General features: G+C 60.3%; 18 protein-coding genes. 6 read left to right on the top strand and 12 right to left on the bottom strand.

The genetic code is table 11. The annotated features are described in order from the left end of the window. Positions 1-103: 103 nt before the first annotated feature. The 4 genes from BLU24_RS27260 to BLU24_RS27245 form a co-directional block, all read right to left on the bottom strand. Complete coding sequence (locus BLU24_RS27260; protein ID WP_093107015.1) at positions 104-265, bottom strand: YhfG family protein; 162 nt, start codon at positions 263-265, stop codon at positions 104-106. Positions 266-448: 183 nt separating this feature from the next. Further along, positions 449-754 carry a hypothetical protein gene (locus BLU24_RS27255; RefSeq protein WP_093106187.1) on the bottom strand — a complete coding sequence of 102 codons (306 nt, stop codon included), beginning with the start codon at positions 752-754 and terminating at the stop codon, positions 449-451. Between the two features lie 341 nt (positions 755-1095). Then, positions 1096-2238 (bottom strand): hypothetical protein, encoded by a 1143-nt coding sequence (locus tag BLU24_RS27250; RefSeq protein ID WP_093106184.1) that lies wholly within the window; start codon positions 2236-2238, stop codon positions 1096-1098. A 94-nt stretch (positions 2239-2332) separates the two neighbouring features. Then, on the bottom strand, positions 2333-2608 hold the full coding sequence (locus BLU24_RS27245; RefSeq protein WP_093106180.1) for a hypothetical protein: 276 nt from the start codon (positions 2606-2608) through the stop codon (positions 2333-2335). A 447-nt stretch (positions 2609-3055) separates the two neighbouring features. Between BLU24_RS27245 and BLU24_RS27240 the strand changes: the two genes are divergently transcribed. The 3 genes from BLU24_RS27240 to BLU24_RS27230 all read left to right on the top strand — a co-directional run bounded on the left by BLU24_RS27240 (position 3056) and on the right by BLU24_RS27230 (position 7009). Then, complete coding sequence (locus tag BLU24_RS27240; RefSeq protein WP_093106175.1) at positions 3056-4990, top strand: RecQ family ATP-dependent DNA helicase; 1935 nt, start codon at positions 3056-3058, stop codon at positions 4988-4990. Between the two features lie 213 nt (positions 4991-5203). Next, the gene (locus tag BLU24_RS27235; RefSeq protein ID WP_093106170.1) at positions 5204-6430 is read left to right on the top strand and encodes a 3-hydroxyacyl-CoA dehydrogenase; all 1227 of its coding nucleotides are present in this window, start codon (positions 5204-5206) and stop codon (positions 6428-6430) included. Between the two features lie 147 nt (positions 6431-6577). Next, positions 6578-7009: an acyl-CoA thioesterase gene (locus BLU24_RS27230; protein ID WP_093106166.1), complete on the top strand. Its 432-nt coding sequence runs from the start codon at positions 6578-6580 to the stop codon at positions 7007-7009. Positions 7010-7064: 55 nt separating this feature from the next. Here the strand turns inward: BLU24_RS27230 and BLU24_RS27225 are convergent, their stop codons facing one another. From BLU24_RS27225 to BLU24_RS27210, 4 genes are all read right to left on the bottom strand, one after another. Beyond that, positions 7065-7547, bottom strand: a complete 483-nt coding sequence (locus tag BLU24_RS27225) for a glycine zipper domain-containing protein (protein ID WP_090288320.1) — start codon at positions 7545-7547, stop codon at positions 7065-7067. Between the two features lie 328 nt (positions 7548-7875). Next, on the bottom strand, positions 7876-10224 hold the full coding sequence (locus tag BLU24_RS27220) for an FdhF/YdeP family oxidoreductase (RefSeq protein ID WP_093106162.1): 2349 nt from the start codon (positions 10222-10224) through the stop codon (positions 7876-7878). Further along, the gene (gene fdhD, locus BLU24_RS27215) at positions 10221-11060 is read right to left on the bottom strand and encodes a formate dehydrogenase accessory sulfurtransferase FdhD (RefSeq protein WP_093106157.1); all 840 of its coding nucleotides are present in this window, start codon (positions 11058-11060) and stop codon (positions 10221-10223) included. Before fdhD ends, BLU24_RS27220 begins: the two co-directional genes overlap by 4 nt. Before the next feature lie 92 nt (positions 11061-11152). Beyond that, positions 11153-12040, bottom strand: coding sequence for a LysR family transcriptional regulator (locus BLU24_RS27210; RefSeq protein WP_093106153.1), 888 nt, complete (start codon positions 12038-12040; stop codon positions 11153-11155). A 138-nt stretch (positions 12041-12178) separates the two neighbouring features. Between BLU24_RS27210 and lysM the strand changes: the two genes are divergently transcribed. Further along, the gene (lysM, locus tag BLU24_RS27205) at positions 12179-12619 is read left to right on the top strand and encodes a peptidoglycan-binding protein LysM (RefSeq protein ID WP_093106148.1); all 441 of its coding nucleotides are present in this window, start codon (positions 12179-12181) and stop codon (positions 12617-12619) included. 90 nt (positions 12620-12709) lie between these two features. Here lysM and yrfG read toward each other — a convergent pair whose 3' ends face one another. Beyond that, positions 12710-13372 (bottom strand): GMP/IMP nucleotidase, encoded by a 663-nt coding sequence (yrfG, locus tag BLU24_RS27200; protein WP_093106144.1) that lies wholly within the window; start codon positions 13370-13372, stop codon positions 12710-12712. A gap of 88 nt (positions 13373-13460) precedes the next feature. Here yrfG and nudE point away from each other — a divergent pair, with 88 nt between their 5' ends. Continuing rightward, complete coding sequence (gene nudE, locus BLU24_RS27195) at positions 13461-14030, top strand: ADP compounds hydrolase NudE (protein WP_090288331.1); 570 nt, start codon at positions 13461-13463, stop codon at positions 14028-14030. 1 nt (position 14031) lies between these two features. Further along, positions 14032-14865, top strand: coding sequence for a 3'(2'),5'-bisphosphate nucleotidase CysQ (gene cysQ, locus BLU24_RS27190; protein ID WP_172833302.1), 834 nt, complete (start codon positions 14032-14034; stop codon positions 14863-14865). 192 nt (positions 14866-15057) lie between these two features. On the opposite strand, the gene BLU24_RS27185 is transcribed toward cysQ, so the two are convergent. Genes BLU24_RS27185 through BLU24_RS27175 form a run of 3 tightly spaced genes read right to left on the bottom strand, consistent with a single transcriptional unit; the run spans position 15058 to position 18697 of the window. After that, positions 15058-15513 carry a YiiD C-terminal domain-containing protein gene (locus BLU24_RS27185; protein ID WP_093106139.1) on the bottom strand — a complete coding sequence of 152 codons (456 nt, stop codon included), beginning with the start codon at positions 15511-15513 and terminating at the stop codon, positions 15058-15060. Beyond that, complete coding sequence (locus BLU24_RS27180; RefSeq protein ID WP_090288334.1) at positions 15510-16892, bottom strand: sigma-54-dependent transcriptional regulator; 1383 nt, start codon at positions 16890-16892, stop codon at positions 15510-15512. The genes BLU24_RS27185 and BLU24_RS27180 overlap by 4 nt, the downstream gene beginning before the upstream one ends. Then, positions 16889-18697: a sensor histidine kinase gene (locus BLU24_RS27175; protein ID WP_090288336.1), complete on the bottom strand. Its 1809-nt coding sequence runs from the start codon at positions 18695-18697 to the stop codon at positions 16889-16891. The genes BLU24_RS27180 and BLU24_RS27175 overlap by 4 nt, the downstream gene beginning before the upstream one ends.

Below are 18697 nucleotides of genomic sequence, written 5' to 3'. Positions count from 1 at the left end.
ATTGGGTAGATCTGCAGTGTCCAAGTTTTTAAATGGCATTATTCCAATTGTATCCACGCAATACGGCTAGAATACTGCCGCTTATACGTAGTGTGGTTTCTAATCAGTCTTTGTTTTCACGATGCTTTTCGAGGGCTGACTCACGCGAAGGAAGCGGCTTGTCGGCATCGGTGCGGTGGGTGTCACAGCCCTCGATATGAAGGCTGGCCAGGTAATTCGAGCGGCGTACCTTGTCGTAGCAGGCTTGTTTTTGCTCAAACGACAACGCGGTTTTGTCGTCTGTTGTCGGTGAAAAGGGTGGACTGGGAGTGGGACGCTCACTGCGTAAAATCTCGTCCATTTCCCGCACGCTTTCCATCAGCTCTTCAAAGAATTTGCTCATGATTACTCCGGTGGTTGATTGCCCTGGTTACCGCTCTCGACGGTTAGTTGAGAGCGGTGTAATCACTCAAGCTCCGGTCGGTGCTTTCCAGTTGAGCATCCGCTGCTGCGCGACCTGCAGCAGGTCACAGCCGTCCTGCGTCAAGAGATAAAGCGCGTGGGTGATGTGGGGGATGTCTTCGACGTCGGCTTGTTTGAAGTTGAGGCAGTACAGGGTGCGGAGCAGGTCGCTGGAAGCGCGCAGACGCTGGACTGCACATTCGAGGATGTCTTGCGGGTTGGCGGCGGTGTCGATGAGCAGGGGCTTGGTGTCGGTGAGGCTGGATTCTAGTGGGTGGTAGCGATCGGTGAGAAACTCATTCCATGTTTTCATTTTTTTGACATCTCTGAAGGCAACGAAAACCGCTGCTACCGTGACCAAGCGGTGGAGGCGGACTGTGTTCAAGTTGGTCAAACCGGCAGAGATAACCCGGTACGCCGAAGCGTCCCAAACACAGCCGCCATTAAGCGTGCCGACAGAATGTGCTGGCAGCATACAAGGGCATGCATCAGTTATCTCTGTTTTCAGGTGACCAAACCTGAGCCGCTAAGTGAACAGCGACAGCCACGACTATAAGTTCGCATCCCCCAACCCCGATAGAAGACAAAGAGTCCGCCTGCGTAGGACCGGTATGAAGATCTCATCGGACGTTGCTATCAACGGCTATTCACTTTTCAACGCAGATGTTTATACGCCGCCAACTCCAGCACGCTGGTCGTCAATCCGGTTGCGGGCGTATAGATCGAACCTTTCACCGCCGAGAACGGCACGCCTTTGCTGCCCAGCGACACATAGCGTTCGCCTTGATCCAGTTCGGTGAAGTAGGTGTAGGAAACCTTGTGCATCAGTTTGTAGCGCGCTTCGGCGCTGGCAATGGCGCCGGTGAGGCGCAGCAGGTCGGCTTCGCTGAGGTTCAGGGTCTTGTTCAGTCGCACGCCCCAACGTTTGAGGCAGGTTTCGGCGAAGTGGCGGACGACGCGGCCCGGTTCGATGAAGGTTTTCAGATCGCTGCTGCTGGTCGGTACGCCGCCGGCGGCGGTGGCGTTACCGGCCATGGTCGCGTGACGGCCGGCCATGGGGTAGATGCTGGTTTTGGTGCCGACCGCGGTTTGGGGAATGACGCAGCTGAAGCCTTTGGAGCGCTCATCGCGGGCAAAGAACGCCACGTATTCTTTGACGTTGGCACCGAGCCTGACCCGTTGGTCCTGGAAGTTGCCAATGCCCGGTACAGGATCAAGCGCAAAGACATTCACCGGAATATGTTTCAGCTGCGGATCATTCAACATCGCATTCGCCAACATATGGCAGCTGATCCCGCCACGGCTCCAGCCTACCAGATTGACTTGAGTCGGGATTACGCCGTCCTTGCGGAACGTCTTGATGATTTGCTCTTGTAACGTTTGCTGGGTCACGCTGCGCTCGCCGTAGTTATATTTACGCCAGAACCACGAGCCTTCGACTTTTACATCGTCGATAGGAATGCCGGCGGCTTTCAGACGGTTGTATTCTTGTTCGGTAAGTTGTTCGCGCTGCCAGTTGCATTTGCCTTTGATGATATTCACGGCGTGCCGCACGTTTTCTTCCCAGCCTTTGCCGAACAGTGTGCCGGTGAGGCCGTACTCCTTGGTTTTGGTAAACAGATCGTCGGCTTGCAGGTTGCCACTGCCCGGCCCGTCGACCACGATCCATTCGGCGAACTCCCGGCCCGCATGGTTCGCGGCCAGTGTCGAAACCAGTTCACCGTCCCAAAAGTTTTCATGGGTGACATCAAACTTGTTCGAGCCGGTGCCGCAAAAGAAAATGGTTAAAACAGTCATGGTGTTGCCCTTGTTTAGTTGTAAGAGCAAACAAGTTAGTGGCGGTTGCATGGATAAATAAAGCGTTCTGTTGTTTCTGTATTTGTAGTGCTGGTTATTTATAACTTGTTTGTGGCGAGTTCTGTTTGGCGACTTCCAGCAAGTCGCAGCCATCTTGTACCAGTAAATAAAGCGCGTTGACGATATTGGGAATGTCTTTCACATCTGCCTGTTTAAAACATAGGCAATAGAGTGTTTCCAGCAGGTCACCGGCCGCGCGCAAGCGCTGATCGGCGGCGTCGATAAGGTCGCGCGGGCTGGCATGGCTGTCGATGAGCAGGACCGGGTTTTCGCTGTAGCGAGTTTTGAGCGGGCGGTAGCGGTTGATCATGGTCAAGCGTGTCCTGTGCTGAGGCGTTCGGGCGGGCTGGAGTTATATCAGGCCGCGCCGGTCACTATAGAAGGGCGTTTCGCGGTGAAACAAGACAGCCGCAGTGGACAGCTTTCGTAGGCACTTTTTCGTCAATTGAGCGATCTTTCCTACAGGTTTTCGCGGTTTGTTTTGGCAAAGACTCGACCAGTGAATATTCCTACTTTTGCGGCAGACGATTCGTGATGGAACTTCATAACGTGTACCTCGGATTCAGTAGGAAGTTTCCAGGCGTCTGACACTCGTTTGAACGGAAACGGCGCTTTTCAATCGCATTCCCCGTGCGCTTGCGTTGAGCATTCCACCACGCGGTATCATCCCGAATCGATTTGACCCCGACCTTTTCTCGACTCGCTGCAATCGCCCGCTAGGCTGTTGGCATGGCAGCGGTCAACGGAGTGACAGCGAATGCACAACACCCTGGAACAGGTTTTTGGTTTCTCACAGTTTCGACCCGGACAAGAAGCCGCGATCAGTGCGGTACTGGCCGGGCGCTCGGCCGCGGCCATTTTCCCCACCGGTTCCGGCAAGTCGATTTGCTATCAACTGCCGGCGCTGTTGTTGCCGCACCTGACGCTGGTAGTGTCGCCGCTGCTGGCGCTCATGCAGGATCAACTGGCCTTTCTGCATCGCCATGGCATCTCGGCCGGCAGCATCGATTCGGCGCAGAATCGCGATGACGCCGGTGCGGTGATGGCTCGCGCCCGCTCAGGTGAATTGAAGATCCTGATGGTCTCGGTGGAGCGCTTGAAGAACGAGCGCTTTCGCAACTTTCTGCAGCAGGTACCCATCTCGTTATTGGTCGTGGACGAGGCGCACTGTATTTCCGAGTGGGGGCACAATTTCCGTCCCGACTACCTCAAGCTGCCGGACTACCAGCGCCAGTTCAACATCCCGCAAGCCCTGCTGCTGACCGCTACGGCAACGCCGAATGTGATTGCCGACATGCAGGCCAAATTCGATATCGCCGCCGAGGACGTGGTGAGCACCGGCTTCTACCGGCCCAACCTCAATCTGCTGGTCGAACCGGTGCGCGGTGAGGACAAGCGCCGGCGTCTGGTCGAGTGGATGAGCGCGCGAGCGGGCCAGCCGAGCATCGTCTACGTGACCTTGCAGAAAACCGCCGCACACATCGCCGAGTACCTTGAACGCAATGGCATTCAGGCCGAGGCGTATCACGCCGGCCTGCCTCACGACCAACGCGAAGCGATCCAGAAACGCTTCATGGCCGGGCAGTCCAATTGCATCGTTGCGACTATCGCGTTCGGCATGGGCATCGACAAGAGCGACATTCGCAACGTGGTGCATTTCGACCTGCCCAAATCCATCGAAAACTACAGTCAGGAAATCGGCCGCGCCGGTCGTGACGGGCAGCCATCCGATTGCCTGGTATTGGCCAATCGCGACAGCCTCAACGTGCTGGAAAACTTTGTCTACGGCGACACCCCGGAGTGTGCAGGCATTCGTTACGTGCTGGATGAAATCAAGGCCTCGGCAGTGCAGGGGCAGTGGGAGTTCATGCTCGGCCCGCTGGCGGACCAGAGCAATATCCGCTCGTTGCCGTTGAAGACTTTGCTGGTTCAGTTGGAACTGCGCGGCTTGATAGCGCCGCGCTATGCCTATTACGCCGAATACCGATTCAAATACCTGCTGGAGCCGGAGGTTCTGCTTGAGCGTTTTGACGGCGAACGCCGGGACTTCGTTGCCGCACTGATCCAGACCTCAACCCGTGCACGTTCGTGGGCCACGGTGAATTTCGACGCAATGTACGCGCAGTATTCTGCCGAGCGCAGTCGGGTGGTGAAGGCGCTGGATTACTTCCAGGAAAAAGGCTGGATCGAGCTGGAAAGCAAGCAGATGACCGAGGTGTACAGCTTGCTGCGCAGTGATTTCGATAGTGAACATTTGAGTACCGAGCTACACGACTATTTCACCCGCCATGAGCAGGCTGAAATCACCCGCATTCACGCCATGCTTGCGATGTTCGCCAGCGAACGCTGCCTGGGTTATCGCCTGGCCGAATATTTCGGCGACCGCAATGCCCCGCAACAGTGTGGGCATTGTTCGGTGTGTCACGGCCACGTTGCACGGTTGCCAGCAGCGCCGGAGCTGCCAGCGCTTGTGGATGAAAACTTTGCGCAGCTGTGTGGCGAATTTATCCACAAGCACGAGCAGCACACCGGTGCGATGCCAACGGCCGAGCGGTTGACGCGGTTTTTGTGCGGGATAAGCGTGCCGCTGTTCACCAAACTCAAGGCGCGGACGATTTCCGGGTTCGCGGCGCTGGAGGAATATCCCTTTGCCGAAGTGCGCAGTTGGGCTGCTGACAATCTAACTGGGTGACCGGGACTTTTGCGGGAGCGAGCCTGCTCGCGAAAACGCAGGATCAGGCACCTTGATTTCAAGCCTTTGGCCCCTTCGCGAGCAGGCTCGCTCCTACAAAAAACGCGCCTGTATCCATCCGCTGAATACCAACCATCACGGTAATAAACTTCAAAAAACCTCATTGGCTGACTATGGTGATTCCAGTCTTTGGATCGCCAACAAGAGAACAACATGAGCCAGACATCCTTCGATATTCAGCAAGCCGCGGTGATCGGTGCGGGGACCATGGGCCGCGGCATTGTCATGTGCCTGGTCAACGCCGGCGTTGCGGTGCAATGGGTGGATAACAACCCACAGATGCTCGAACAGGCGCTTGCCGCTGTCGCCGAAACCTACGCGCACAATGTGCGCCAGGGACGGATCGATCAGGCGGAGGCTGACGTGCGTATTGCCCGGGTCAGTGCCGCCGCCGACTATGCGGCGATTCGCAATGTCGATCTGGTGATCGAAGCGGTGTACGAAAATCTTGAGCTCAAGCAAAAGATCTTTCGCGAACTGGATGGCCTGCTCAAGCCTGAAGCACTGCTGGCCAGTAATACTTCGGCGCTGGATATCGATGCGATTGCCGCGGCCACGCGCCGTCCGGAGCAAGTGCTGGGCCTGCATTTCTTTAGCCCGGCGCACATCATGAAACTGTTGGAGATCATCCGCGGTGCGCAGACTTCACCGGCGGCCCTTGAGGCAGCTCTGGCGCTGGGCAAGCGCATGGGCAAGGTCAGCGTGGTATCGGGCAATTGCCATGGCTTCATCGGCAATCGCATGTTGCACCCGTACGTGCTGGAAGCACGCAAGATGCTGCTCGAAGGCGCCTACCCGCATCAGGTTGATGCAGCGCTGCAGGGTTTCGGATTCGCTATGGGACCCTTCCGCATGTACGACGTGGTCGGTATCGACCTGGAGTGGCGTGCCCGCGAACTGGCCGGCAAGGGCCAGGATGCGCCAGAGGTGCAGGTCGACAACTGTCTGTGCGAGCTGGGCCGCTTCGGGCAGAAATCCGGCAACGGTTATTACCATTACGAACCCGGCAGTCGGCAGGCTGAGCATGACCCCGAGGTTGACGCACTGGTGTTGCAGGTCAGTGAAGGGCTGGGTTTCCAGCGCCGCGAGATCGGTCCTGAGGAAATTCGCGAGCGCTGCCTGCTGGCGCTGGTCAACGAGGGCGCGAAAATTCTCCAGGAAGGCATTGCCGAGTCGGCCCATGACATCGATCTGGTGTACCTGAACGGCTACGGCTTCCCGGCCGACAAGGGCGGGCCTATGGCCTGGGCGGATCAGCAAGGGCTGGCGGATATCCATCAGCGTCTGCTGGCGATGGAGACGCGCCAGGGTGATCAGTGGAAACCGGCGCGGTTGATTGGCGAACTGGCGGCGCAGGGGAAGGGGTTTGCTGATCGTTGAAATATTGCGGCTTTGCTGACGTCTTCGCGAGCAGGCTTGCTCCCACATTTTGAATCGCGGTCTCTGGTGGGCGCGAGCCTGCTCGCGAAAGCCGTCGCACAGTTTTGACTTAGACTCGCCAAAAGACCTTCAGGAATCGCTGATCAAATGTCCAACCCGACACCCCAACGCACCGACTACCCACACTTCCAGCCCATCACCACACGCTGGCACGACAACGACGCCTACGGCCACGTCAATAACGTCACTTATTACAGCTTCTTCGACACCGCCGTGAACACGTATCTGATCCAGGTCGGCGGGCTGGATATCCATGACGGCGAAGTAGTCGGTTTTGTCGTCAGCTCAGCCTGCGATTATTTCGCCTCGATCGCCTTCCCGGATCTGATCGAAATCGGCATGCGCGTGGGCAAGCTGGGCAACAGTTCGGTGCAATACGAATTGGCTGTGTTCAAGGTCGGAGAAGTGGAGGCCTGCGCAGCCGGGCGCTTCGTTCATGTCTTCGTGGACCGGGCGAGCAATCAACCGGTGCCGATTCCGCCCGGGCTGCGCGCAGCGCTGGAACGTTTGGCCGTCTGAAACAGGCAAAAAAAATCGCAGCCCTCGGGCTGCGATTTTTGTTCAAGCCTGCGCCTTAGCGGTGGCGATAGTGCTTGTGGTGCTTGCGGTGGCCGTAAGCATGGCCGCGGCCTGGGTGACCACGATCGCGGTAGTAACGGCGATCATCGTAGCGGCGATCGCGATGACGATCATCGTCATCATCGCGGCCCATGTAGTTACCCAGTGCGCCACCTGCACCGCCACCTGCCGCGGAGCCGATCAGGCTGCCGGTGGTGCCGCCCAGACTGCGACCTACGACGTTACCGCCGGCTGCGCCCAACGCACCGCCAATGGCGGCTTCGCCACGGCTGTGGCGGTCTGCGCCGACTGCGCTACCACCTGCGCCGCCCAAGGCTGCGCCAATGGTGGAACCTGTATTGCCGCCTATAGACTGACCGACGACCGAGCCAAGAACCCCGCCCAATGCGCCGCCCACACCTGCTTCGGTGGTGCCGCCGGCAGAAGCGAAGCCACTGACCAGGCCAAGGGACAACAAGAGAATCGAGGAGAACTTCATAGAGGATGAGCCTCAAAGGGATGACGGCGCCGATCCTGAGGCTCTGCAATGGGCGTGACAATCAAAATCCGACGAATAACACGACTTGTATACAATATTGCAAGTTACTGTTTTTTCACTGGAACTTAACCGTTTTTCGCCGGTCTTTAGCTACTTCGGACAGGCCGTTTTTATGTAAAAACGGCCTTTTTTGTGGGCGTTGGAAAAGCGTCCGGCCCAGCAGGTAAGTGGGCACTTCCATTGCTTTCGCGAGCAGGCTCGGTCCCACTTGGAATGCAATCCCATGTGGGACCGAGTCTGCTCGCGAAGGGGCCAATGCAAGCGCCGATTAAGCGGTTTTGGCCATGATCAACCCGCTCTCACTCGCCGCTTCCAGCCGGATCGCAATGAATTTCGATGTCGGCGTGTGGCTGCCATCACCGGTACTTTCCAGCGGCACCAGCGGATTGACTTCCGGATAGTACGCCGCCGCTTGGCCGGCAGGAATATCGAACGCCAATAATGTAAAACCTTTCACCCGGCGCTCCCGGCCATCGTCCCACAGCGACACGATGTCGGCCTTCTGCCCCGGACGGAAACCCAGGCGAATGATGTCGGCCTCGTTGACGAACAAAACGTCACGCTGGCCTTTGACGCCGCGATAACGGTCGTCGAGACCGTAAATCGTGGTGTTGTACTGATCGTGGGAACGCATCGATTGCAGGATCAGGTCCGGTAGTTGCCCGGTGGCGCGGGTGCGTTCGTGCACCAGATCCACGGGCAGCAGGTTCGGACGGAAATTGGCCCGGCCCGACGGCGTGTTCCACTTGCGCGCGCCAGCGCTGTTGCCGAGGTAGAAACCACCCGGGTTTTTCACCTTCTCGTTGAAGTCCTTGAAGTTCGGGATGGTGTCGGCAATCAGTTCGCGAATGCGTGCGTAATCGGCGACCAGCCAGTTCCAGTCCACCGGTTTGCTGCCCAACGTCGCGGCGGCGATGCCGGCGATGATCGACGGCTCCGAGCGCATCTGGTTCGACAGCGGCTGCAACTGGCCGTTGGAGGCGTGAACCATGCTGAACGAGTCTTCCACGGTGACCGCTTGCGGGCCTTCGCTCTGGATATCGATGTCGGTACGACCCAGGCACGGCAGGATCAGCGCGTCTTTGCCGTGAGCCAAGTGGCTGCGGTTGAGCTTGGTGCTGATCTGTACGGTCAGGTCGCAGTTGCGCAGCGCCTGGAAGGTGCGTGGGCTGTCCGGCGTGGCTTGGGCGAAGTTGCCGCCCAGACCGATGAACACCTTGGCGCGGCCCTCGGCCATCGCGTGGATCGCCTCGACCACGTTGTGCCCATTGTGGCGCGGCACCTTGAACTGGAAGCGCCGCTCCAGCGAATCGAGGAACGCCACCGGTGGACGTTCGTTGATGCCCATGGTGCGGTCGCCCTGCACGTTACTGTGACCACGCACTGGACAGAGACCGGCGCCCGGCTTGCCGATGTTGCCGCGCAGCAGCATCAGGTTGGCGATTTCCTGGATGGTCGGCACCGAATGGCGATGCTGGGTGATGCCCATCGCCCAGCACATGATCACGTTCTTGCCTTTGGCGTACATACGCGCGGCTTGTTCGATTTCCACCAGAGTGAGGCCCGACTGCTCGACGATCTGCTCCCACGACGTGTCATCGACCACACCGAGGTATTCCAGCACGTTGGCGCTGTGGGCATTGAGGAAGTCGTGATCGAACACCGCCGGCTCGCCGGCCTTCTGTGCGTCGCGTTCCCATTGCAGCAGAAACTTGGCCATGCCGCGCAGCACCGCCATGTCGCCGCCCAGTGCCGGACGGAAATACGCGGTGTTGGTCGGTTTGTCGCCGTTGGTAAGCATTTCGATCGGGTGCTGCGGGTGCTGGAAACGTTCCAGGCCGCGCTCTTTCAACGGGTTAATACACACCACCTGCGCGCCGCGCTTCACCGCTTCACGCAATGGCTCGAGCATCCGCGGATGGTTGGTGCCAGGGTTCTGGCCCCAGACAAAAATCGCATCGGCGTGCTCGAAATCATCGAACGTCACCGTGCCCTTGCCGACGCCGACACTTTGCGCCAGCGCCACACCGCTGGCCTCGTGGCACATGTTCGAGCAGTCAGGGAAATTGTTGGTGCCATAGGCGCGTACGAACAACTGATACAGATACGCCGCTTCGTTACTGGCACGACCGGAGGTGTAGAACTCGGCCTGATCCGGGCTCGGCAGATTGCGCAAATGCTTGCCGATCAGGGCAAACGCATCTTCCCAACTGATCGGCTTGTAGCGATCGGTTTCAGCGTCGTAGACCATCGGCTCTGTCAGCCGGCCCTGATATTCCAGCCAGTAGTCGCTCTGCTCCAGCAACGCAGTTACGCTGTGCTTGGCGAAGAACTTCGCATCGACGCGGCGCTTGGTTGCTTCCCAGTTCACCGCTTTGGCGCCGTTTTCGCAGAACTTGACCATGCCGCTTTCCGGCGAATCACCCCAGGCGCAGCCAGGGCAGTCGAAGCCGCCGTTCTGGTTGGTCTTGAGCATCATGCGCAGGTTCTTCAGCGCGTTGTCGCTGGTCAACCAGGCCTGAGCCACACTGATCAGGGCGCCCCAGCCGCCGGCGGCACCTTTGTAAGGCTTGTAGCGCGGGACAGGTTTCTGGTCGGCTTGATGATGTTGGCTCACGCTTGATTCTCCATCGCGGGGCTGTACACCCGCGGCGCACTTTTCTGCGGCAGGTGGATGAGATTGAGGTTGTGGCGCCGTGCCCATTGCACGGCAAGGCCGGTCGGTGCCGACAGACTGACAAGGGTCTGGATACCGGCACGCAGGACCTTCTGGATCAGTTCGAGACTGCAACGGCTGGTGACAATCGCCAGGCCGCCCTCGGTCATAATCTTCTGGCGGATCAGTCCGCCGATCAGCTTGTCGAGGGCGTTGTGCCGGCCGATGTCTTCGCGACCGAGCAGCAACTCGCCGCTGGCATTCATGAACACCGCGGCATGCACCGCGCCGCAATGCTGGCCCAGCGGCTGATACGCGCCGATGCGCTGGCGCAGGCCGTCGAGCCAGGCGATCGGCGGCAGCGGCGCACCGGGCAAAACCTTGAGATCGGGCAGCGCCTGTTCCACCGCTTCGACACCGCACAAACCGCAACCGCTGGTGCCGGCCAATTGCCGACGCTGTTGCTTGAGGTTCCAGAAAGCGCGATTGGCGATGGTCACCTGCGCATATTGCGCCGAGCCCGAGCCGGTCAGTTGCAGGTCGTAGATATCGCTGGCGTCTTCAATGATGCCGCTGCCGAGGCTGAAGCCGACAATGAAGTCTTCCAGATCCGTTGGCGTCACCAGCATCACCGCCTGGCTGATGCCGTTGTAGGCAATCGCCAACGCGACTTCTTCGGCCAGCGCAGTGCTGGCCGATTCCTCACGGGGCAAATCGCTGTAGCTGTAGGTCTGGCTGGCGGCGGGCGCGGGCGTTTCGAGGGCTGGCGCCGCGCAGGCTGGACGCTTGGCGTTCATGGCATCACCGACGGTTTGATCTAGGTCAAGACTAGGCGCGGCAAGTTGTCGCGTCTAATCGCTATTACCGATCTACCGATAGATGCCGTCGATCAAGCCTCTTTGGGCGATTTCTGGTACAGCGCGAAACAGGCTTCCGCCAGCGCTGAACGCGGCGCGCCACGGCGCATGATCAGGCCCAGCGGCGCCAGCGTGCGGGCATTTTCGATCGGTTGCAGGCGCAGGTGATCAGCCAGGGTTTCCGCACCGCCATCCAGCGGCATGATTGCGCAGCAAAAGCCGCCGTGTACGGCCTGTAACAATTGATGCACGGCGTCGGTTTGCAGCAGGGGTTGTGGGGTCAGGCCGCGGCTGTGGAAGTTGTGGTCGATGGACTGGCGAAAATGCATGCCGCTGGTGAGCATGCACAGCGGCAGTTCGATCAGCGCTTCCCAGCTCAGCGGTTCTTCGCCAAAGGTAAACGAGCGCTGATCGTAAAGCAGGCCCATGCGCGTTTCGTCGAAGGCCAGAGAATCAAAGCGCTCGCCGTCCAGACGTTCCAGATAGGACACGCCGATGTCGATGCGATTGTTGGCCAGGTGTTCGAGGACCTGCTCGGAACTCAGCGACGACAATTCGAAGCGCAACTCCGGGTGCGCAGCGTGCAGGCGTTGCATCAGCGGCAGCGGGTCGAAGCTCGACAGCGGCACCACGCCCAGGCGCAACGTACCGATCAGATTGCCGCGACAGGCCGCCGCTTCTGCCTGCAAGCCGTCATAAGCCGCCAGCACCGTGCGCGCCCACGCCAGCACGCGTTCGCCCGGCGCGGTGAAACCTTCGAAGCGTTGGCCACGGTTGACCAGCGGCAGGTCGAGTTCTTCTTCGAGGCTGCGCAGACGCATCGACAAGGTCGGCTGGGTGATGTGGCAGCGCGCAGCGGCCTGGCCGAAGTGACGGGTTTCGTCGAGGGCGATGAGGAATTTCAGTTGCTTGATGTCCATCTTCGCTCCGGGAAAGGTTGGCGGGGTGGGCGATTCTACCGCGTGCGTGCGCACAGGGTCATTGGTCGGACTGGAACCGGGTTTGGCCGGGGTGGTCTAGGCTTGGGCGTCTGGAACCCAAATCAAGGAGTGTGCGCTATGAGTCTTTTGAGCTTTGTGAAGGAAGCCGGTGAAAAGCTGTTGGATCTGCTGACTCCCGGTAATGCCAATGCCAGCGAGCAATTGAAGGAACACATCAACAAGGTCGGGCTGGGCAATCCCAACGTACAGGCGACCGTGGACGGCGACAAGGTGACGGTGACCGGTGAAGTCGCCAGTCAAGAAGAGAAAGAGAAAATTCTTCTGGCGGTGGGCAACATTCAAGGAGTGGGCAGCGTCGATGACCAGATCACCGTGACCGGGCCGGTGGTAGTCGCCGCCGAGTTTGTCGAGGTCAAAGCAGGTGACACCCTCAGCGCGATTTCGCTGCGCGTCTATGGCAACGCCAATCAGTACCAGAAAATTTTCGACGCCAACAAGCCGATGCTCAAGGATGTGAACAAAATCTATCCGGGGCAGAAGCTTCGTATTCCGAAGTAAACCCCATCTGATCGCCAGCAGGCTGGCTCCCACAGGTGACCGCATTCTCCTGTGGGGAGCCAGCCTGCTGGCGATTGGGGCAACCCGGCTTCACAGCCCTGCAATCAAATCCCGATAATCCTCGACCGCAGCAAACTCGGCGGTGTCTTTCGGTCCCTTGCGGCTGTCCGGCTCTTTCACCGCGAGCAAATGCGCCACGCCAAAATCCCGCGCACTGCGCAGAATCGGCAAGGTGTCGTCGATGAACAGGCTGCGCGCCGGATCGAACCCGATATCCGCCTGCAAGGCATCCCAGAATTGCGGATTTTCCTTGGGATAACCGTAATCGTGGGAGCTGATCAGCCGTTCGAAGTACGGCGCCAGTTCGATCCGCTCCAGTTTCAGCGACAGCGAGTCGCGGTGCGCATTGGTGATCATGATCACCCGCTTGCCGGCGCGTTTGATCGCCTCGAGAAAGGTGTCGGCATCCGGGCGCAACGCGATTAGATGCGCGCTTTCCTGTTTCAGTTCGCGCACCGACAGTTTCAGTTCGGCACTCCAGAAGTCCAGGCAGTACCACTGCAACTGGCCGGCGTGGCGCGCGAACAGCGGCTGCAGTTCCATCTCGGCCATGGCCCGGCTGACCCCGTGCAGGTCGGCGTAACGCTGGGGCAGGTGTTCGAGCCAGAAGTGGTTGTCGAAGTGCAGATCCAGCAACGTGCCGTCCATGTCGAGCAGGACGGTATCGATGTCGGACCACGGTAATGAAGGCATGGCAACGTCTCGAGCGGTGAAAGGATATCCGAGGTAAACAATCGGGAAAGCCGCGTTATAGTAGCGCGTTCACGCCAAGGAGCTTTGCATGCGCCAGAAACCCACCGTACTTGCCCGCGAGATAGTCGCCACCAGTCGTCTGTTCGCGGTCGAGGAACTCAAGCTGCGCTTTTCCAATGGCGTGGAACGCACGTATGAGCGGCTGGTCGGCAAGGGCGCGGGCTACGGCGCGGTGATGATCGTGGCGATGCTCGATGCCGAACATGCGGTGCTGGTCGAAGAGTATTGCGGTGGCACCGATGCCTACGAATTGTCCTTGCCCAAAGGCCTGATCGAGCCGGGCGAGGATGTACTGGCAGCGGCCGAGCGTGAGCTTAAGGAAGAGGCCGGTTTCGGCGCCCGACAACTGGAGCATCTGACGGAGCTGTCGTTGTCGCCCGGTTACATGAGCCAGAAGATTCAGGTGGTGCTGGCCACCGATCTGTATGAAGAGCGCCTGGAGGGCGACGAACCAGAGCCGATGCGAGTCGACAAGGTCAACCTGCGCGAACTGTCGGCGCTGGCGCTCAATCCGCAGTTTTCCGAAGGACGTGCGCTGGCGGCGCTGTATCTGACGCGTGATCTTCTGACCCAGCGCGGCTCTTTCAATCTTGAGTGAGATGACGATGAATTTCCCCCACCCGTTGATGGCGCCTGTTGTTGCTTTGGCATTGCAGGCTGGCGAGGCGATTCTGCCGTTCTGGCGTGCGGGCGTTGAAGTCACGGCCAAGCCCGATGATTCGCCGGTGACCGCAGCCGACTTGGCCGCGCATCACCTGATTGTCGCTGGGCTGACAGCGCTGGACCCGAGCATTCCGGTGTTGTCGGAAGAAGACGCCAATATCCCGCAAAGCGTGCGTGCTGGCTGGCAGCGCTGGTGGCTGGTGGACCCGCTGGACGGCACCAAGGAATTCATCAGTGGCAGCGAAGAGTTCACCGTCAACATCGCTCTGATCGAAAACGGTCGGGTGGTTTTTGGTGTGGTGTCGATGCCGACCAGTGGTTGCTACTACGTCGGCGGCGCCGGGCTTGGGGCGTGGCGTTGCGACGAGCACGGTACGCCGGTGGCAATCCAGGTGCGTGAAACGCTGAAACCGGGCGAAACGTTCACCGTGGTTGCCAGCCGCCGACACTCGAGCCCCGAGCAGGAGCGTTTGCTGGCCGGGCTGAGTGCCAGTCTGGGCGAATTGCAGTTGGCCAACATTGGCAGCTCGCTGAAGTTCTGTTTGCTGGCGGAAGGCGCCGCGGATTGTTATCCGCGGCTGGCGCCGACTTCGCAGTGGGACACGGCGGCAGCGCAGGGCGTGCTGGAAGGCGCGGGGGGCGAGGTGCTGGATTTGCGCGGAGAAGCGTTTTGTTATCCGGCGCGGGAATCGCTGTTGAATGAGTTCTTTCTGGCGTTGCCGGCGAGGGCTTCGTGGCGTGGGCGGTTGTTGGAGTTGGCCCGGGGTTAGGGTTCTGATCCGGAATTGCCCTCACCCCCAGGAGAGGGAGCCGATCGCGGGATATTGGCGAGCCGCGTCGACCTGGTCGAGTTTTGCTGAATCCGCAATCGCTGCGGTCTTTCAGGTCGATGAACAACGCAAGTCACTTCGGTCAGTCCCCTCTCCCTCCGGGAGAAGGCCAGGGTGAGGGGCCGTTGATCTTCAACGGTGCAAAACGTACTGCCCGGTAAACGTCACGGCGTGCTCTTCACTGCCTTGATTGACGATCCGCGTATCAAGCGTCAACCGCGCCCGTCCATAACGCCGATACATCGCTAGAAACTTCTTCCACACTGCCGCGTCAGCCGCCGGGCAAATTGCCGTGGCATCACCGGTCACCGGCAGCGGATAACTGATCTGCCCTTCCTGAATCACAATGTGCCCGTCGGTAATCCCTTCTTCCTTCAGGCGCAAATGCAGCCAGCCCCAACCGGCCAGCACCGCGCCGCAGTAGAGGCTGCCGCCAAACATCGTGCTCTTGTGATTGACGTTCGGCGCGAGCGGCAAATGCAGGCTCAGTCGCTGTTCACGCCACTCGAGTACCGTCAGGCCCATCTCGGCGGTCAGTGGGATGTCGTGGTGCAGCACCGATTGCAGATGGTCAGTGTGGTCGCTCATTCGTTTTCGTCCCCCTGACTGTTATCGCCGAAGTTGAGGCCATGTTTGCGCAACTTGTCGTGCAGGGTCTTGCGCGGAATGCCCAGGGCTTCGGCGAGGCTGCGCACCGAGCTGTGCGAGCGCGCCAGTTCTGCGGCGATCAGGGTTTTCTCGAAGTTTTCCACTTGCTCGCTAAGCCCGCCGCTGACGACTTCGACCGGTGCGCCGGCGCTGCCTTCGGCGCCGTTGTCCAGCGCCAGCTCCAGACCGAGGGCAAAGCGTTCGGCGGCGTTTTGCAGTTCGCGCACGTTGCCCGGCCAGGTGTGACGCAGCAGCAAGGCGCGTTGTGCCGGTTGCAGTTCATGGGGTGGCAGTCCGTGGCGGGCGCTGGCTTCATCGGCGTAGTGCTGGAACAGCAGCAGCGCATCTTCGCCGCGTTCGCGCAGCGGCGGAATGCGCAGCGGCGCAACGTTTAGACGGTAATACAAGTCGGCGCGGAAACGGCCCTGATCGGCAGCCTGGCGCAGGTCTTCCTTGGTTGCGGCGATGACGCGGATGTCCAGCGGGATCAGTTGATTGCCACCGAGTCGTTCGACGACGCGCTCCTGCAACATGCGCAGCAATTTGACCTGCACGTCCAGGCTCATGCTCTCGATTTCATCGAGAAACAGCGTGCCGCCGTTGGCGAATTCGAACTTGCCGATCCGGCGCTTTTGCGCGCCGGTGAATGCGCCGGGTTCATGGCCGAACAGTTCGCTTTCCACCACCGATTCGGCCAGTGCACCGGCGTTGATCGCCACGAACGGCCCGTTGCGGCGGCTGGACAGGTCATGCAGCGCGCGGGCGACCACTTCTTTGCCAGCGCCGGTTTCGCCAAGAATCAGCACATCAGCCTTGGTCGCCGCCAGCGCGCCGATCTGCTCGCGCAGACGCAACATTGGCGTCGAATGCCCGACCAGCCGCGCGCTCAGCTCATTGCGATCGCTGAGGGCCAGACGCAGGCTGCGGTTATCCAGCACCAGACGGCGCAAGGCGAGAGCGCGGCGCACGCTGTCGAGCAGCGCGTCGCTGGCGAAGGGTTTTTCAAGAAAATCGTAAGCGCCAGCGCGCATCGCCTGCACGGCCAGCGGTACGTCGCCGTGGCCGGTAATCAGCAACACCGGCAGCTCCGGGTCTTGTGCGTGCAATTCGCTCAGCAGTTCGAGGCCATCCATGCCCGGCATGCGAATATCGCTGACCACCACGCCCGGCCAGTCACGCTCCAGTTGCGCAGCCAGACCCTTGGCTTCAGACAAGGGCAGGATTTTCAGGCCGGCCAGATCCAGCGTCTGGCCGAGGGCCTGACGCAGGTGCGGATCGTCGTCGATCAACACCACCTGAATGCGATTGTCGATGGTCATGCACTTCGGTCCTCGGAGGGTTGCAGGCTGACCCCGGGCGCGCCGGCGCGCAGCCGCAGGGTAATCAGAGCGCCACCTTGCTTGTGGTTGGCGAACGACAGTTCACCGCCGAAGGCGCGCATCAGCGTTTCACAAATGGCCAGGCCCAGACCCAGCCCCTGCGTGCGGGTCTTGGTGGTGTAGAAGGGCTCGCTGGCGCGGCCAAGGGCTTCCATGCAGAACCCCGGGCCGTTGTCGCGAATGTACAGATTGACGCCGTCGGCAGTGGATTCGGCACTCAGCCAGAGTTTGCGCGGCGGACCTTTTTCCGTCAGGGCGTCGAGGGCATTCGCGAGCAGGTTACCGAGGACTTGGCGCAGACGGGTTTCACCGGCCTCGACCCACAGTGTGGCGGCGGGTAGATCGCGGATCAGTTCGACTTCCATGCTGCGCCGACGCTTGGCGAGCAGGGCCAGCGCATCGTCGAGCGCCGGTTGCAGGGCGACGCTTTCCGGGGCGTGGCGGTCGCGCCGGGCGAAGGCGCGCAGGTGGGCGATGATCGAGGCCATGCGCCCGGTCAGTTCGCTGATCAGCTTGAGATTGCCGCGCGCGTCGTCGGTGCGTTGATGATCGAGCAACACCTCGGCGTTTTCCGCGTAGCTGCGGATCGCCGCCAGCGGCTGATTGAGTTCGTGGCTGATGCTCGCCGACATCGTCCCCAGCGCCGACAGTTTGCCGGCCTGAACCAGATCATCCTGCGCGCGGACCAATTCCTGCTGGGCGGTTTCGCGTTCGAGCACTTCCTGCTTCAGCCGTCGGTTGAGGCCTTCGAGATCGCTGGTGCGCTCGGCGACCCGGCCCTCCAGCTCACGCCGCGCCTTGGCCTCGAAGGCGATGCGCTCCAGATAATGCCGACGGCGCTGCATCATCAAACCCACCAACAGCATCACCACCAGCAACGTAGCGCCGCCAATCGCGACGACGGTGCGCACCGGGCGGTCGATCAGTGTCCGTGGTGCGAGGATGCTGACGCTCCAGCCGGTTTCGGCGATGTCGTGGGTCTGGATCAGCCAGGCGTCGGTGCTGAGGTTCAGCGGCCGCGGCTCGCGCGTCGGGTACGGCTGAATCGCGGTGATTGCCGAGCGTTCGCTGTCGCTCAGAATGCGTGTCGAGCGGAATCGCCACTCCGGCCGCGAGGTGAGGATGACCACGCCATTGTGGTCGGTGACCAACAGTTGTTCCGGGGTTTTGCCCCACAGGCTTTCGGTGTGGTCGAGGTCGACTTTGATCACCAGCACGCCGATGATTTTTTCGCCGTTGCGCACGGCAGCAGCGAAAAAGTACCCGCGTTTGGCCGACGTCGTGCCGAGGCCGAAGAAACGCCCGAGGCGCCCGGCCATGGCTTCACTGAAATACGGGCGGAAGGAGAAATTGCGGCCGACGAAGCTGTCATGTTTATCCCAGTTCGACGCCGCCAGCGTCTGGCCGCTGGTGTCCATCAGGTACATCACTTCCGCGCCGGTCTGCGCGGCGATGTTCTTCAGCAGGCGATTGGCATTGCCTTGGGTGACACCGTCATCCGGCGCGCCAAGCACGGCACGCAGCGCCGGCAAGTCGCCGAGAATCTGCGGCAACACCTCGTAGCGGTGCAGGGTGCCGAGCAGGTTGGCGACATACAGATCGAGGGTCTGGCGGTTCTGCCCGGCCAGTTCGCTGCGGTAATAGCGCTCGGCGAGATGTTCCAGCGGCCACAACAGCGGCGCCAGACACAGCGCAAGCAGGGCAAGGCTGCGCCAGCGGGGTCTGCGGGGAAGAGTCGGTTTCAT

This window comes from Pseudomonas sp. Z003-0.4C(8344-21), from assembly GCF_900104975.1.
Taxonomy (GTDB): domain Bacteria; phylum Pseudomonadota; class Gammaproteobacteria; order Pseudomonadales; family Pseudomonadaceae; genus Aquipseudomonas; species Aquipseudomonas granadensis.
The sequence above is the reverse complement of the archived record's forward strand: the minus strand, read 5'-3'. Positions and strand labels throughout refer to the sequence as shown.

Coding starts and splice junctions, on each gene's coding strand:
- BLU24_RS27255 (WP_093106187.1), bottom strand. CDS start 754: ATGAAAACATGGAATGAGTTTCTCACCGATCGCTACCACCCACTAGAA.
- BLU24_RS27250 (WP_093106184.1), bottom strand. CDS start 2,238: ATGACTGTTTTAACCATTTTCTTTTGCGGCACCGGCTCGAACAAGTTT.
- BLU24_RS27245 (WP_093106180.1), bottom strand. CDS start 2,608: ATGATCAACCGCTACCGCCCGCTCAAAACTCGCTACAGCGAAAACCCG.
- BLU24_RS27240 (WP_093106175.1), top strand. CDS start 3,056: ATGCACAACACCCTGGAACAGGTTTTTGGTTTCTCACAGTTTCGACCC.
- BLU24_RS27235 (WP_093106170.1), top strand. CDS start 5,204: ATGAGCCAGACATCCTTCGATATTCAGCAAGCCGCGGTGATCGGTGCG.
- BLU24_RS27230 (WP_093106166.1), top strand. CDS start 6,578: ATGTCCAACCCGACACCCCAACGCACCGACTACCCACACTTCCAGCCC.
- BLU24_RS27225 (WP_090288320.1), bottom strand. CDS start 7,547: ATGAAGTTCTCCTCGATTCTCTTGTTGTCCCTTGGCCTGGTCAGTGGC.
- fdhD (WP_093106157.1), bottom strand. CDS start 11,060: ATGAACGCCAAGCGTCCAGCCTGCGCGGCGCCAGCCCTCGAAACGCCC.
- BLU24_RS27210 (WP_093106153.1), bottom strand. CDS start 12,040: ATGGACATCAAGCAACTGAAATTCCTCATCGCCCTCGACGAAACCCGT.
- lysM (WP_093106148.1), top strand. CDS start 12,179: ATGAGTCTTTTGAGCTTTGTGAAGGAAGCCGGTGAAAAGCTGTTGGAT.
- yrfG (WP_093106144.1), bottom strand. CDS start 13,372: ATGCCTTCATTACCGTGGTCCGACATCGATACCGTCCTGCTCGACATG.
- nudE (WP_090288331.1), top strand. CDS start 13,461: ATGCGCCAGAAACCCACCGTACTTGCCCGCGAGATAGTCGCCACCAGT.
- cysQ (WP_172833302.1), top strand. CDS start 14,032: ATGACGATGAATTTCCCCCACCCGTTGATGGCGCCTGTTGTTGCTTTG.
- BLU24_RS27185 (WP_093106139.1), bottom strand. CDS start 15,513: ATGAGCGACCACACTGACCATCTGCAATCGGTGCTGCACCACGACATC.
- BLU24_RS27180 (WP_090288334.1), bottom strand. CDS start 16,892: ATGACCATCGACAATCGCATTCAGGTGGTGTTGATCGACGACGATCCG.
- BLU24_RS27175 (WP_090288336.1), bottom strand. CDS start 18,697: ATGAAACCGACTCTTCCCCGCAGACCCCGCTGGCGCAGCCTTGCCCTG.